The sequence below is a fragment of the Acidobacteriota bacterium genome (assembly GCA_028874215.1).
In the GTDB taxonomy this organism is placed as follows: Bacteria; Acidobacteriota; UBA6911; order RPQK01; family JAJDTT01; genus JAJDTT01.
On the sequence record JAPPLF010000027.1, the window covers coordinates 26,273 to 39,252 of the forward strand.

12 protein-coding genes are annotated in these 12,980 nt (G+C 63.5%); 8 read left to right on the plus strand and 4 right to left on the minus strand.

The features are described 5' to 3' along the window. Window positions 1-6: 6 nt before the first annotated feature. Both OXT71_05195 and OXT71_05200 read right to left on the minus strand, forming a co-directional pair. Window positions 7-987 carry an ornithine cyclodeaminase family protein gene (locus tag OXT71_05195; GenBank protein MDE2925778.1) on the minus strand — a complete coding sequence of 327 codons (981 nt, stop codon included), beginning with the start codon at window positions 985-987 and terminating at the stop codon, window positions 7-9. Next, complete coding sequence (locus tag OXT71_05200; GenBank protein ID MDE2925779.1) at window positions 969-2,120, minus strand: pyridoxal phosphate-dependent aminotransferase; 1,152 nt, start codon at window positions 2,118-2,120, stop codon at window positions 969-971. The genes OXT71_05195 and OXT71_05200 overlap by 19 nt, the downstream gene beginning before the upstream one ends. A gap of 123 nt (window positions 2,121-2,243) precedes the next feature. On the opposite strand from OXT71_05200, the gene OXT71_05205 reads away from it, so the two are divergent. The 3 genes from OXT71_05205 to OXT71_05215 all read left to right on the plus strand — a co-directional run bounded on the left by OXT71_05205 (window position 2,244) and on the right by OXT71_05215 (window position 4,762). Next, the gene (locus OXT71_05205; protein ID MDE2925780.1) at window positions 2,244-4,055 is read left to right on the plus strand and encodes an ankyrin repeat domain-containing protein; all 1,812 of its coding nucleotides are present in this window, start codon (window positions 2,244-2,246) and stop codon (window positions 4,053-4,055) included. Window positions 4,056-4,212: 157 nt separating this feature from the next. After that, window positions 4,213-4,437 (plus strand): AbrB/MazE/SpoVT family DNA-binding domain-containing protein, encoded by a 225-nt coding sequence (locus OXT71_05210; GenBank protein MDE2925781.1) that lies wholly within the window; start codon window positions 4,213-4,215, stop codon window positions 4,435-4,437. Next, complete coding sequence (locus OXT71_05215; GenBank protein ID MDE2925782.1) at window positions 4,427-4,762, plus strand: type II toxin-antitoxin system PemK/MazF family toxin; 336 nt, start codon at window positions 4,427-4,429, stop codon at window positions 4,760-4,762. The genes OXT71_05210 and OXT71_05215 overlap by 11 nt, the downstream gene beginning before the upstream one ends. Window positions 4,763-4,876: 114 nt before the next feature. Here OXT71_05215 and OXT71_05220 read toward each other — a convergent pair whose 3' ends face one another. Next, window positions 4,877-6,328 carry a hypothetical protein gene (locus tag OXT71_05220; GenBank protein ID MDE2925783.1) on the minus strand — a complete coding sequence of 484 codons (1,452 nt, stop codon included), beginning with the start codon at window positions 6,326-6,328 and terminating at the stop codon, window positions 4,877-4,879. Window positions 6,329-6,458: 130 nt separating this feature from the next. On the opposite strand from OXT71_05220, the gene OXT71_05225 reads away from it, so the two are divergent. Continuing rightward, window positions 6,459-8,066 (plus strand): Nramp family divalent metal transporter, encoded by a 1,608-nt coding sequence (locus OXT71_05225; GenBank protein MDE2925784.1) that lies wholly within the window; start codon window positions 6,459-6,461, stop codon window positions 8,064-8,066. A 47-nt stretch (window positions 8,067-8,113) separates the two neighbouring features. Here the strand turns inward: OXT71_05225 and OXT71_05230 are convergent, their stop codons facing one another. Continuing rightward, entirely contained in the window at window positions 8,114-8,809 is a 696-nt protein-coding gene (locus OXT71_05230; protein ID MDE2925785.1) for an RraA family protein, read from the minus strand. A 134-nt stretch (window positions 8,810-8,943) separates the two neighbouring features. On the opposite strand from OXT71_05230, the gene OXT71_05235 reads away from it, so the two are divergent. The 4 genes from OXT71_05235 (at window position 8,944) to OXT71_05250 (ending at window position 12,979) form a co-directional block, all read left to right on the plus strand. Further along, complete coding sequence (locus OXT71_05235; protein MDE2925786.1) at window positions 8,944-9,939, plus strand: TIM barrel protein; 996 nt, start codon at window positions 8,944-8,946, stop codon at window positions 9,937-9,939. Window positions 9,940-10,090: 151 nt separating this feature from the next. Beyond that, window positions 10,091-11,080, plus strand: a complete 990-nt coding sequence (locus OXT71_05240) for a MoxR family ATPase (protein MDE2925787.1) — start codon at window positions 10,091-10,093, stop codon at window positions 11,078-11,080. 31 nt (window positions 11,081-11,111) lie between these two features. Further along, entirely contained in the window at window positions 11,112-11,993 is an 882-nt protein-coding gene (locus OXT71_05245) for a DUF58 domain-containing protein (protein ID MDE2925788.1), read from the plus strand. After that, the gene (locus OXT71_05250; protein ID MDE2925789.1) at window positions 11,990-12,979 is read left to right on the plus strand and encodes a BatD family protein; all 990 of its coding nucleotides are present in this window, start codon (window positions 11,990-11,992) and stop codon (window positions 12,977-12,979) included. Before OXT71_05245 ends, OXT71_05250 begins: the two co-directional genes overlap by 4 nt. Window position 12,980: the final 1 nt, after the last annotated feature.

Here is a 12,980-nt window from a genome sequence, read left to right on the forward strand (position 1 = left end):
GGGCGGTCAGAGCTCGGCCCAGATCCCGAATTCTTCCTCGGCGGCCAGATCGTAGATGCGGCGGGCGACGGCCGCGTCCTGGATGGCCATTCCGGTCCCGTCGAAGAGGGTGATCTCGTCGTCGGACGTGCGGCCCTCAACGGTGCCGTTGATCACCTGGCCCAGAGTTCCCCGGATGTCGTCCCGGTCGATATGGCCCTTCTCCAGCGGCTCCGAGACCTCGCCCAGATGGCAGATCTGCTCGATGTGGTCGCCGAAGATGGTGCATCGCGTATGCACTCCATTGGCCAATTCCTGTTTCCAGGCCTGATCGGCCCCCATGCAGGAGAAGTGCATCCCGGGCCGTAACCAGTCCTTCTGAACGATAGGGACGGTCGTATTGGTGCAGGTGATGATGACGTCGCTGTTCACGACCAGATCCTGCGGGAGGCGGACCGGCTCCACCGGTCGGCCAAGTTCCTCGGAGAGCTCGGCAACGTAGCTTTCCAGGGCTTTGGGAAAGGAGTCGTAGACCCGGATCTCCTCAAAGGACCGGACCTGGACGGCGGCTCTCAGGGCGTGCCTTCCCTGATATCCGGCTCCCAGGATTCCCAGCGTCCGAACGTCGTTCCGGGCCAGGTGCTTGACGGCCACCGCCGCCGAGGCTCCGGTTCTGAGCCCGGTCACCCAGGACCCGTCCATCAGGGCCAGAGGCTTTCCAGTGTCGGGATCGAACAGCGAGATCTGGGAAAGGATGTTGGGCAGGTTCCGCTTCGGGTTCTCCTCCCGGCCCTGTCCCAGCTTCATGGCCAGCACGTCCAGGTCCGGGAGCATGCTGGCCATGCAGGCGCTGATGCCGCCCGGGACCTGGAAGATGAGTTTCTTGGGAAGGATGTCGTTTCCCTTCTCATGATTGGCGAAGGCCTGTTCGACCATGTCGATGGCCTCTTGGATGCTGAATCGTGTGATGATCTCCTTCTGGCTGATGATCAGAATCGGGTAAGCCACTGTCGTATCCTCCTGAGTCCCTCCCGGATGGTGTCCGGACCCACGGCGTATGAGATTCGAAAAGCCCGGCGGCAAGAATCGCCGAAGCCGGTTCCGGGAATGCAACAGACTCGCGCCTCCTCCAGGAGGCGCAGGCAAAACGTATCCGCATCCAGGTCCAGATCGTACCTGGGAAAGATGTAGAAGGCCCCTCCGGGGGTGTAACTGGAGAGATGCGGGATGTCTCGAAGCAGATCCAGGGCCAGATTGCGCCGCTCCCGGTACTCGGAAACCATGGGGGAAATGAAGCTCTGATCTCCGGTCAGAGCCTCGATTCCGGCCCACTGGCCCGGAGTGTTGGCCACGGTTGTGGTAAAGGTGTGGAGCTTCTGCAGGAGCCGCCAATTGGAATTTCCGGTCACCACCCAGCCGACCCGGATGCCGGTCATGGCGTAGGTCTTGGACAGGCTGTGGAACACGAACAGACGGTTCCGGTCGGGCTCCAGCGTGAGCATGGAGGGGTAGTTTCCCTCGTGGTCGTAAACCAACTGCTCATAGACTTCGTCGGAACCCAGCAGCAGGCCATGCCTCCGCGCCACCGCGGCCAGCTCCCGGAGTACCTCCACCGGATAAGTCGACCCGGTCGGATTGCAGGGGGAGTTGACCAGGATCATCCTGGTTCGGGGAGTGACGGCGGCTTCGACCGCACTGGGATCCGGTATATATCCGTCTTCGACTCGGGTCACCACGGAGACGGGCACCCCTCCGATCATTTGAATGAACGGAGCGTAGACAACGAAAGCGGGTTCCAGCAGGATGACTTCGTCGCCGGGACTGATGAAGGCCTGCAGCGTCAGGGTGATGGCCTCCACGGCGCCGTCGGTGACCAGGATCTCTTCGGGATGGACTTGAACGCCCTGGGTTCTCTCATAGTAGCCGCCGATGGCCTCCCGGAATTCGGGAACGCCCGAGTCCAGTGCGTAGCGGGTCTTCCCATCGTGAAGGGCCTGCACCATGGCGTCGATGACCGGACCGGGAGTCGAGAAATCGGGTTGCCCGATGGAGAGATGAACCACGTCTTCCTTCCCCGCAGCCTCGTTGAACATCATGCGGATACTGGAGGGCGGAAGATCGACGACACTTCTTCTTGGCATGGGAGCGGTCGCTTAAACTAGACTGGAGTGGGTTTCCAGGGACGAAATTTTATGTTCCGAGGCACCGGATATCAAGTACGGGCAAGGCCGGGACCGCGGCGCCGGGACTTTCCCGCACGGTGGTTGATTCTCGGCCTTCTGGCGTCCAACACCCTCGCCGCCGGTCAGGACCAGGAGCTCAATGCGGCCCTGATCGGGGCCGCCGTGGAAGGCCGCACGGATCAGGTCGCGGCGTTGCTGGACCGGGGCGCCAGCGTTTTGGTCCGGGACCCGGATGGGTTGAATCCGCTCATGTACGCCGCCATGGGCGGGAATGAACAGACCGTCCTCCTGCTTCTCTCCCGGGGTTCGGAACTGGAAGCCAGGACCCGGGACGGCGCCACCGCTTTGATGATCGGTTCCGGCTCCGGTCACGAGGGCGCGGTTCGAGCCCTGCTGGAGGCGGGAGCGGACCTGCGCGCCACCGACGCCAGTGGGCATACGCCGTTGGTCTGGGGAGTCCTGGGAGGAAGCGCGGGAGTGGTCCGGACCCTGATTGCGGCCGGGGCCGGACCCGACGCGGGGGACAAGACGGGCTGGACCGTCCTGATGCGGGCTTCATCCCAGGGCGATCTCCCTGTGGTGGAGGCGCTGCTCGAAGGAGGAGCCAAGGTCGGGACCCGGAGCCGTGACAACTGGACGGCTCTCGCCCTGGCTCTGTTCGAGGGCCACGGACGAACGGCCGCCCTGCTGGTCCGCCATGGTGCGGATGTCGATGAGGTGGACGTCAACGGCATACCGCTCCTGATGCATGCGGCGTCGGGGGGGAAGACCGAAGCGGCTCGGTTCCTGCTGGCTCACGGCGCTGCCACCGGCTTCCGGGATAAGGAGGGCAATGGCCCACTGGCGGCGGCGGCCTACCATGGCTTCGCCCCCATCGCCGAGGCTCTGATCCGGGCGGGCGCGTCGGTGGACAGCAGCGACAGCCAGGGCCGGACTCCTTTGATTCAGGCGGCTTCCCAGGGGAAGGCGGATGTGGTCAAGGCGCTGCTCGACGCCGGCGCGGATCCGCGCATCAAGTCCAATCGGGGCCAGACGGCTCTGGACCTGGCGGTCTGGTACGACCACACGAAGGTCATCGAAGCGCTGCTCCCGGTCGGGGAAGGGGCCGATGCGCCCGACGAAGCGGGCCGCACCCTGCTGGTTCATGCGGCTCTGGAAGGGAACGAGGCGACGGTCAAGGTCCTGCTGGGCAGAGGGGCCGATCCGGACCGGCCCGACCGGGAGGGGAGGACGCCCCTCATCTACGCCGCCCTCCATGGCCATGCCGAAGTGGCCCGGCAGCTCATCGACGGCGGCGCCCGGCTCGACTCCCGGAGCAACGAGGGTTGGACGGCCCTGGGTCTGGCGCTGAGCCAGGATCGCGTCGCCATCATCGACGCTCTCCTGGCGGCGGGTGTGGACGTGAATTCGGTAGCCCCCGGCGGCCAGTCGTTCCTGGGAATGGCCGCCTACCGGGGTCGAATCGAGTCGGTGCGGAAACTGCTGAAACGCGGCGCCCGCGTCGGAACCCGGGGCGCGGGGGGGCAAACGGCTCTCGCCTTCGCGGCGCACCAGGGACTTCCGGAGATCGCGCGGATGCTGCTGGACCAGGGAGCGGCGCCGGACGTTCAGGACGACTCCGGTCGCACTCCTTTGATGCAAGCCGCCTGGAACGGTCACGCCGAAGTGGCGGAACTGCTGCTGGACCGGAAGGCCGGGATCGATCTTCAGGACCGTGAGGGCGTCACCGCCCTGGCCCTCGCGGCGTCACGAGGGCAGACGGATCTGGTCCGGCTGCTGTTGAGCCGCGGCGCGGATGCCGGCATCCGGAACCACCAGGGAAGGACTCCCCTCATGCTGGCTCAAGCGGAAGGCCGAAAGGTCACGGCCAGATTGCTCCAGGAGCAGCAGTAGTCCGGAGGCCCCAACCACAAACCTCCATTCTCCGGAAGGAACCTATGCCAAGCCGGGCCCTCTCATTTCCGAGACCGCTTCTTTTGTCCTGCTTGACGTGATAGCGGTCGATAACCACTTTTCTGTATAATCAGAAAATCAGTCAGGTGTACCAACAATGGACCTTGCCAAGATCACCGCACGCGGACAGACGACGATCCCGAAGCGTATCCGGGAGGCGGCAAACCTCGGCGAGGGTGATGTGCTCTCTTTCGAGATCGAGGACGATCATCTGATAGTACACAAGGTGACGCCGGGTCAGGACACCTACCTAGGGGGCCTCTCCGAAATTTTGAGCGAATGGATCTCCCCCGAGGATGAGGAAGCATGGCGTGACCTTTGAGTCGCTCGATGTGGTCGTCGTCCCCTTTCCCTTTACGGATCGTTGGGCCGCAAAGCGGCGGCCCGCCTTGATCGTCTCATCGGCAAACTTCAATCGGAATCATGAACAGTCGATCCTGTCCATGATCACCTCGGCTGGGAGCAATTGGCCGAGCGACGTGGCAATCCAGGACTGGCGGGAAGCAGGCCTCAACGTGCCCTGCAAAATCCGTTTCAAGCTCTTCACGCTCGATGACAATCTGGTCGTTCGCAAACTCGGGAGGTTGTCGGAACAAGATGGCGAAGCAGTGAAGAAAGCACTGGGAGATGTCCTGACGCAATCCTGATCACCGTGCCCCTCATGCTGGCTCAAGCGGAAGGCCGAAAGGTCACGGCCAGATTGCTCCAGGAACGGGAATAGGCGCCGTCCCGGCGGCTTCGGTCGAAACCGGCGGGACCGGTTAGTTTGACTCCGGTCGGGAAGAGGCTTTCTCCATCAGGTACTCAAGCACCAGGGTGAGGTCCCGGGGCGCGACGCTCATCCCCTTCTCGAACATGTACTCTTCCATTTTCCGGGTCACGCCCGGCCAATCCTCCCGGCCGTAGGCGTCGGGGTGCGGCCGGGCATGGCAACCGGTGCAGGCCCTCTCCACCGCCCTGGCTCCGGGAGAGTCGTCCAGTACGGCGGCCGGCGCGGGACGGTGTTTCAGGGACAGGGAAGGGACGGCAAATGCCGAATCGTCACTGGTTAGCCTGTCCCGATAATGGATCAGGCTCAATGTCAACAGGTAGGTGTTGGCGCCGTCCATGGTGCCCAGCTTGATCCCGGCGGCGGGCGGCTTGTCCAGTCCCCACAGGCTGAGAGCACGGGGCAGCGGCCAATCCCCGGATTCGCTCTGCGATGCGACGTACCCGTTCACGGCGGCGTCCACATCAGGCGATCTACGGCCGGCGGTCATGAGCGCCCGCACCATGAGGCCGCGGAAGCCCGGGAACTCCGTCAGCGCGAAATGCGACTTCCAGCCGCCGCCGATGGTCGTCTCCATGAGTTGAATACACCGCTGGTAGGCCAGGTCGGGCTCCATGTCGAAGTCGTGGGTCAGGAAGACGTACCAGGCCAGTCCTATGTAGTCGGCGGCGATCATGGGCGGCCGCAGGGCCAGAAGCCGGTTTGCCAGTCCCCGGCGGAGATCGGTCAAACGAGCGTCCGTGGAGGGGAACCCGGCCTGCAAAAGCGCGTAGAGCAGCTTGGCGCTGTTCTCCATGTCGGGCACCGGGCTGCCGTGCTCCCAGCCGTGCTTTCCGGTGAGCGAGTTCCGGGCGTTGCCCAGGGTCTGGATGATGTTGCCCGATTGCATGATGGTGAAGACCCGCTCGGAGACGGGCAGAGAGCTGGGGGGCAGATACGGAAGGGAGAGGGGCGACCTGAGCGCCCAGTCGTACGCCTTCCGGACCAGGGCAGAGCGGCCCAGGTTGGCGAGTGCGATCATTCCCTTGGGATGGAGGCAGCCCTCGTGGGACCAGAGCCAACTCCCGGTCCGGCCATCGAATTCCTCCACGAACCAGTTCCTGACCTTTAGGAAGAGATCGCTCTCCGGGTCGACGCCGAAGTCCTGGTAGTACATGAGGAAATGGGTCAACAGGTAGAGCTGGTAGGCTACGTAGGCCTTGGGTCCGTAGCGTTTGACGGCGCCTTCGGCGTCCTTGTAGTCGACGTAGCCGCCGTTGGAGACGGCCGCGTAGGAAGGCTCGACGAAATCCCGGATGAAGGACCGGGTCCCCCGCGTGATGGCTCGATCCAGATCCTCGCGGGCCGGCTGTCCCGGCACCGGCGGCGAAGGGATCTCGTCCGGAGAGGGAAGCGCGCCGGAGCTCTTGATCTGCGCTGCCGCAAGGTTCGGCAGCGTCAGCAACAGAACAACCGCTGCCCACGTCAGCCTGACTGGAAAGATTTTGATATGGACGCGCATGTTGCGGAGTGCTCAGGCGCAGTCTAGCATAACGAAATTCGGCGGAAGTTCAGTTAGCGGAAAGGCTTCAGGAATGACAGATACGACGCCGCAGAACTCGTCTCCCGACTCGGGCGCCGGTAGCTTCCGGGCGCCCCATCCCGGGTCCAAGGAGATGCCGCGATGGCAGACCGGCAAGCTGGTGAATGCGCCCGTCTTCACGAGACGAAACTGGTTCCAGTTGCTGGGTCCCGGTCTGATCCTGGGAGGAGGCGCCATCGGCGGGGGCGAATGGCTGATGGGTCCCGCCGTCACGGCCAAGTACGGCGGCGCTCTCATGTGGCTCGCCACCCTGAGCATCATGAGCCAGGTTCTCTACAACATCGAGATCAGCCGCTACACCCTCTACACGGGGGAACCGATCTTCACCGGCAAGTTCCGCACCCTGCCTGGACCCAGGTTCTGGCTCATCGCCTACATATTCCTGGATTTCGGAGCCGTCTTCCCTTACCTGGCGGCCAACGCGGCCACCCCGCTGGCCGCCGTCCTCCTGGGGGGAGTCCTTCCGGACCCGCTGAACAACGACGCCCACTGGTGGCTCCTGAGGATCCTGGGCTATCTGATTTTTCTGGCGGCCCTGGTGCCGCTGCTCATCGGCGGCAAGATCTACAACTCGCTCCGGGCGGTGATGACCTTCAAGATCGTGGTCGTCCTGGGGTTTCTCTCGATCCTGGGGATCTTCCACTCCAGCCTCTCCACCTGGACCGAGATTTTCGGCGGCTTCCTCAAGTTCGGTTCGGTGCCCGTCGGCGGGGCCGAGACCGAGAACATCTTCGTCTCGCTGGTGAACAAGGGGACGGTGCCCGAGATCGACTTCAGCACCATCGCCCTCCTGGCGGCATTCGCCGCCATCGCCGGCAGCGGGGGGCTCTCCAATGCTCCCATCAGCAACTACACCAGGGATCAGGGTTGGGGAATGGGCCGTCACGTGGGAGCCATCCCCAGCGTCATCGGCGGGCACAACCTGAGCCTGTCCCACGTGGGTATGGTCTTCGAGGTGACGCGCAGTTCCCTGGGGAGATTCCGCCAATGGTACCGGCACGTGTGCCGTGATCAATTGGCCGTCTGGATGCCCGCCTGCTTTCTGGGCCTGGCCCTGCCCAGCATGCTGAGCGTGCAGTTCCTGCCCCGGGGCACGGAAGCCAGCAGTTGGGTGGCTGCCGGCATGACGGCGTCCGGCGTGCGCGACCACGTGGGGGCGGCCTGGGGTGCGGATGCCGGCGTGCTCTTCTGGTACCTCACCATGTTCTGCGGTTTTCTGGTCCTGGCTCCCACCATGGCGACCTCGGCCGACGGAGTCATCCGCCGGTGGGTGGACGTCTTCTGGACCTCCAGCGCGCGACTGCGCAAGCTGGACCCGAGCCGGATCCGAATCGTCTATTTCAAGGTGCTGGCCGGCTACGCCGTTTTCGGCCTCATCATGCTCTCGGTGGCGCCGCCGCTGGAACTCTTGAAGATCGCCACCAACATCTTCAACTATGCCCTGGGGGTGAGCTGCTTCCACACGCTGGCCGTCAACGTCACCCTGCTGCCCCCGGATCTGCGCCCCGGCTGGGCCATGCGAATAGGAATGTTCCTGGCGGGATCCTTCTTCACACTGCTGGCTATCGTCACCACGCTGAGCCTGGTGGGGGTTCTGTGATGGGGCCGGCCGCAGTCCTGGCCTCGCTCCGGTGAGTCTCCGTCGCGTCAGAACCCGAATTTCTTCAGAAGTTGGGCCGTCTCTTTCGGTTTCTCCAGAGGAGGCAGATCGGGCCGGCGCATGATCTCGTGCGCCTCCTTCTCGAAGACGACCATCTGTCCCGCCTTCTCGGGCAGGATCCGGAGGCAACTGGCGGGGATCTTGATGACCCCTTCGTTGTTGGCGTGGATGATGTCTCCCGGGTTCACCCGGATGCCGCCGACCTGAACCGGCTCGTTCACTTCCGAGACCGTCAGCGCACAGTGATGGATGGTGAGGCCTCGAGAATAGGCGGCGAAGGGAATGCTCATGAGTCCGGGAATGTCTCTGACGCCGCCATTGGTCACGAGGGCGCTGCAACCGGCGACGTCGAGCGCCTTGGCCATTCCATCCCCGAACACGCACTCGTGCTCCGGCCGGGAGCCGACCGCCTCGCACACCCACACTGCCGGTTCCTCCATCTTGTCGATATGGTTCACCATCTCCCAGAACCCGCTCAGGTCCGGCCTTCTTCCCGGTGTGCTGCTGTCCAGCTTGCAGGTGACGGCCACTCCCACGCTGGGCCCCAGGGAAGGGGTGACCGATTGGATGGAGCCCGACATGTAGAACTCCTCGGGGGGAGTCGGGTCGATGAATCCGATGGTGTTGGCGAGCAGTGCCGTGTCGTATTCGATGAGCCGGTTCAAGGTCTGAATCAGGGACATTTGCTCCTCCGTCGAAAACCTCCCTTGCCGCCGTCCGATGCAGTGTAGAATCGGACGGCAACGGTCGAAGTGGTCCGATAGCCTATCATGGTTTCTCGTGCGCTATGGAGCCGGACGAAACACCTGACACCTGGATGAGCAACGGTCGGGCAGACGCGGAAAGAACCGGACGCCGGGAATTCCTCGCCGGGCTGGGGACTGGCCTGTTGGCGGCCGCCGGCACCCGGCTCGAGGGCAAACCCTCCCGTCAGGGTGGGCCGCTGGCCGACCCCGATTGGACGTACTGCATCTTTTCCAAGCATCTGCAGTGGCTGGACTATCGGGAATTGGGCGTGGCCGTGTCCCGACTCGGCTTCGACGGAGTCGACCTCACCGTCCGTCCCACAGGGCATGTTCTGCCCGAAAAAGTGAGGACGGATCTTCCCGGGGCGGTGTCGGCGGTTGCGGAATCGGGTGTCACCGTTCCCACGATAACGACGGCCATTACCCGTCCGGATGGACCGGGAACCCGGGAGATCCTGGAGACCGCCAGCGGCCTGGGGATCCCGTTCTATCGGCTGGGTTACTATCGCTACCCGGAAGAGAAGGAGATTTCGGAAACGTTGGCGGAGATCAGGAAGAGCCTGACCGGCTTGGCCGATCTGAATCGAAGGTTCCGGATCTGCGGCGACTATCAAAACCACGCCGGCGCGTCCCATTTTGGAGCGGCGTTGTGGGACCTGCGCGAGGCGCTGGAGGGACTCCCCAGCCGCTGGCTCGGCTGCCAGTTCGACATTCGCCACGCCACCGTGGAAGGGGGGCTCGCCTGGCCCACCAACTTCAGGGCTCTGGCCGGCCAAATCCACACCGTGGTGGTGAAAGACTTCAGGTGGAAGGAGACGTCCGATGGGTGGAAGGTGGAAAACTGCCCGTTGGGCGAGGGAATGGTTCCAGTCGGCCCCTTTCTGGCCCTTTTGTTGAAATCGGGATTCGCAGGTCCCATCAGCCTCCACTGCGAATACTCCCTCGGCGGCGCCGAGCGTGGCCGCCGCCGGCTCACCATGGACCGGGAGCGGGTCCTGGAGTCCATTGGGAAGGACCTGGCGACCCTGAAACGGCTGGTTGGTGAGGCAGCGGCTTCAGTGGGCTGACGTCCGATCGCAAGAACAACTGCGGCCGCTCCTGGTTTGCCGGCCTCGCTTCCGCGAAATGGAACTCGCCTCCATTGGCCGTCGTGAAATATTCCGAAGTCCGAAAATCCCATTCTTCCTTGAACATCAGAGAAAGCGGGAACCATCCAAGATGAACATCGAGATCCGGGAGATCCAAAAGAAAATCGACGCCGAAAGCGTCCTGGTGGAGCGAATTCTCGAGGAGGTTTCCAAGGTGATCGTGGGCCAGGAATACATGGTCCGGCGCCTGCTCATCGGGCTCCTCACCAATGGGCATGTGCTGCTGGAGGGGGTGCCCGGCCTGGCCAAGACCCTGACGGTCAAGACCCTCTCCCAGACCATCGACACCGGGTTTCAACGGGTTCAGTTCACACCCGACCTGCTCCCCGCGGATCTCATCGGCACGCTGGTCTACGATCAGAGCGACGGCAGCTTCAAGACCAAGAAGGGACCCCTCTTTTCCAACCTGATTCTGGCCGACGAGATCAATCGTTCGCCGGCCAAGGTCCAGTCGGCGCTGCTGGAGGCCATGCAGGAGCGGACCGTGACCATCGGCGAGAACACATTTCCCCTGGACGACCCGTTTCTGGTCCTGGCGACGCAGAATCCCATCGAGCAGGAGGGCACCTACCCCCTTCCGGAGGCACAGGTGGACCGCTTCATGTTGAAGCTGGCGGTGGGGTATCCGTCGCGCATGGAGGAATTGGAGATCATGCGCCGCATGTCCGGAAACTCCGCTCCCGAGGCCGCACCCGTAGTGTCGCCGGAGGAGATCCGCCGCGCCCGGGACGCGGTGCAGGAAATCTACATGGACGCCAAGATCCAACGGTATATCGTCGACATCGTCTTCGCGACGCGAACTCCCGGCGAGTGCGGCATGGACGAGCTGGTCGACCTGATCAATTTCGGCGCTTCTCCCAGGGCCTCCATCTTTCTGGCTCGCGCGGCCCGGGCCCATGCCTTCCTGGACCATCGCGCCTACGTGACACCCGAAGACGTCCGGGCCATCGGCATGGACGTGCTCAGGCACCGTGTCATTCTGACCTACGAGGCGGAGGCCGAAGAGGTGACCGCCGAGGACGTGGTCCGCAAGGTCCTGGACAACGTGGAAGTGCCATGACGCGGCTGCGGCCTGGTGAAAATCTGCCGAGATGATTCCACGCGAGATCCTACGCAAGGTGCGCCGTCTCGAGATCGCCACTCGAGGCTTGGTGAACAACGTCTTTTCGGGTGAATACCATTCGGTGTTCAAGGGACGCGGCATGAGCTTTGCCGAGGTCCGCGAGTACCAGATCGGGGACGACGTCCGGACCATCGACTGGAACGTGACGGCCCGGATGGATCGTCCCTACGTCAAGCTGTTCGACGAGGAGAGGGACTTGACGGTGATGCTCCTGGTAGACGCCAGCCTTTCGGGCGAGTTCGGGTCCGGAGAGCGCATGAAGGGAGAGGTCGCCGTCGAAATCTGCGCTCTGCTGGCATTTTCCGCCATCAAGAACAACGACAAGGTGGGCCTGATCATCTTCACCGACCAGATCGAGAAATTTGTGCCTCCCCGCAAGGGCCGCTCCCACGTGCTCCGGGTCCTTCGGGAGCTGCTGTATTTCCAGCCCCGGAATCAGGCTACCGACATCGGTCTGGCCCTTGAGTACCTGATGCGGGTCATCCGCAGAAGAAGCATCGTCTTCCTGGTGTCGGACTTCCTCGCGGACGGGTTCCATCGCGGGCTCCGGGTCGCCAACCGGCGGCATGACGTGGTGGCCGTCCGGGTCCGGGACCCCAGGGAACGGGAGCTTCCGCGAGTGGGTTTCGTCGAGTTCGAGGATGCCGAGACGGGAGAGCAACTGATTCTCAACACCAATGACCCGGAGGTTCGAGAGGCGTTCAAGGCCCAGGTTCGCCGGGAGGACGAAGAACTCCGGAGCTTCCTCAACTCCATCAGCGTCGACAGCATCGAGGTGGATTCGGACCGCAGCTATCTGGAGTTGTTGATCCGGTTCTTCCGGACCCGGAGCCGGCGGTTGCGGCGATGAGACACCGCATTATTCCGATCGCGATCCTGATCTTCTGCCTGCCGGCGTTGCCGGGGCAATCCCCCGTCCAGTTGGATTCCCGGGTGGATCCGGCACAGGTCACCGTGGGAGATCTGATTCGCCTCACCTTGACGGTGACGGCGGACCCCGGCGTGGAAGTGGACCTGCCCGAACCGGACCCCGATATGGGCGAGTTCGAGGTCCTCGGCCATGAGGTCGCGGGTCCGGTCGAGGATGACGGGCGCCGGATCTGGACCGTGGTCTACACTCTGGCTCTCTACAAGACGGGCAGTTTCGAGATTCCTCCGGTGGCGGTGAGCTACCGTGGCGAGGGTGTCCAGGCCGGATCGGTCCGGACCCAGGAGCATTCGGTTCGGGTCGAGAGCACCCTGTCTGACGATTCCAAGGACATTTTGGACATCAAAGGGCCGCTGGAGATTCCGCGAAGCCTCTGGTCCCTGTGGCCCTGGTTCGCCGCCGCCCTGGGTCTGGCGGCCCTGATCTTCCTGTATCTTCGCCGGAAAGGGGGTGAGGCCCCGTCGGCGGTCTCGCGGGAACCCCGGCTCTCGCCGTATGATGAAGCCTATCAGGCGCTCCGCCGGCTCCGGGACTCGGGACTGCTGGAAGAGGGTCAACTGAAGCCGTATTTCACCCGGCTCTCGGAGATCATCCGCCGCTACCTGGAACGGCGGTATCTGATTCAGGCCATGGAGTCGACGACCACGCAGCTCCTGGACCAATTGCGGAAGATGTCTCTCGCCCTGGATGAGTTGAAACTGTTTCGGGACTTCTTCCCCTGCTGCGACCTGGTCAAATTCGCCAAATACGCCCCTACGGTTCCGGAGCAGGAGCGGATCACAGAATTGGCTTTCCGAATTCTGGAAGTGACCCGCCCCACGGAACCGGTTTTGCCTGCTACGGAGGAGTCCACGCCGGAATCCGCGGGACATCAGCGACGGGATCGTCGCCGCCACGGACAAGATTGAG

Excerpts from the sequence above, each read along its gene's own strand:
- OXT71_05200 (MDE2925779.1), bottom strand. The coding sequence starts at position 2,120 with ATGCCAAGAAGAAGTGTCGTCGATCTTCCGCCCTCCAGTATCCGCATG.
- OXT71_05210 (MDE2925781.1), top strand. The coding sequence starts at position 4,213 with ATGGACCTTGCCAAGATCACCGCACGCGGACAGACGACGATCCCGAAG.
- OXT71_05225 (MDE2925784.1), top strand. The coding sequence starts at position 6,459 with ATGACAGATACGACGCCGCAGAACTCGTCTCCCGACTCGGGCGCCGGT.
- OXT71_05230 (MDE2925785.1), bottom strand. The coding sequence starts at position 8,809 with ATGTCCCTGATTCAGACCTTGAACCGGCTCATCGAATACGACACGGCA.
- OXT71_05235 (MDE2925786.1), top strand. The coding sequence starts at position 8,944 with ATGAGCAACGGTCGGGCAGACGCGGAAAGAACCGGACGCCGGGAATTC.
- OXT71_05240 (MDE2925787.1), top strand. The coding sequence starts at position 10,091 with ATGAACATCGAGATCCGGGAGATCCAAAAGAAAATCGACGCCGAAAGC.
- OXT71_05245 (MDE2925788.1), top strand. The coding sequence starts at position 11,112 with ATGATTCCACGCGAGATCCTACGCAAGGTGCGCCGTCTCGAGATCGCC.
- OXT71_05250 (MDE2925789.1), top strand. The coding sequence starts at position 11,990 with ATGAGACACCGCATTATTCCGATCGCGATCCTGATCTTCTGCCTGCCG.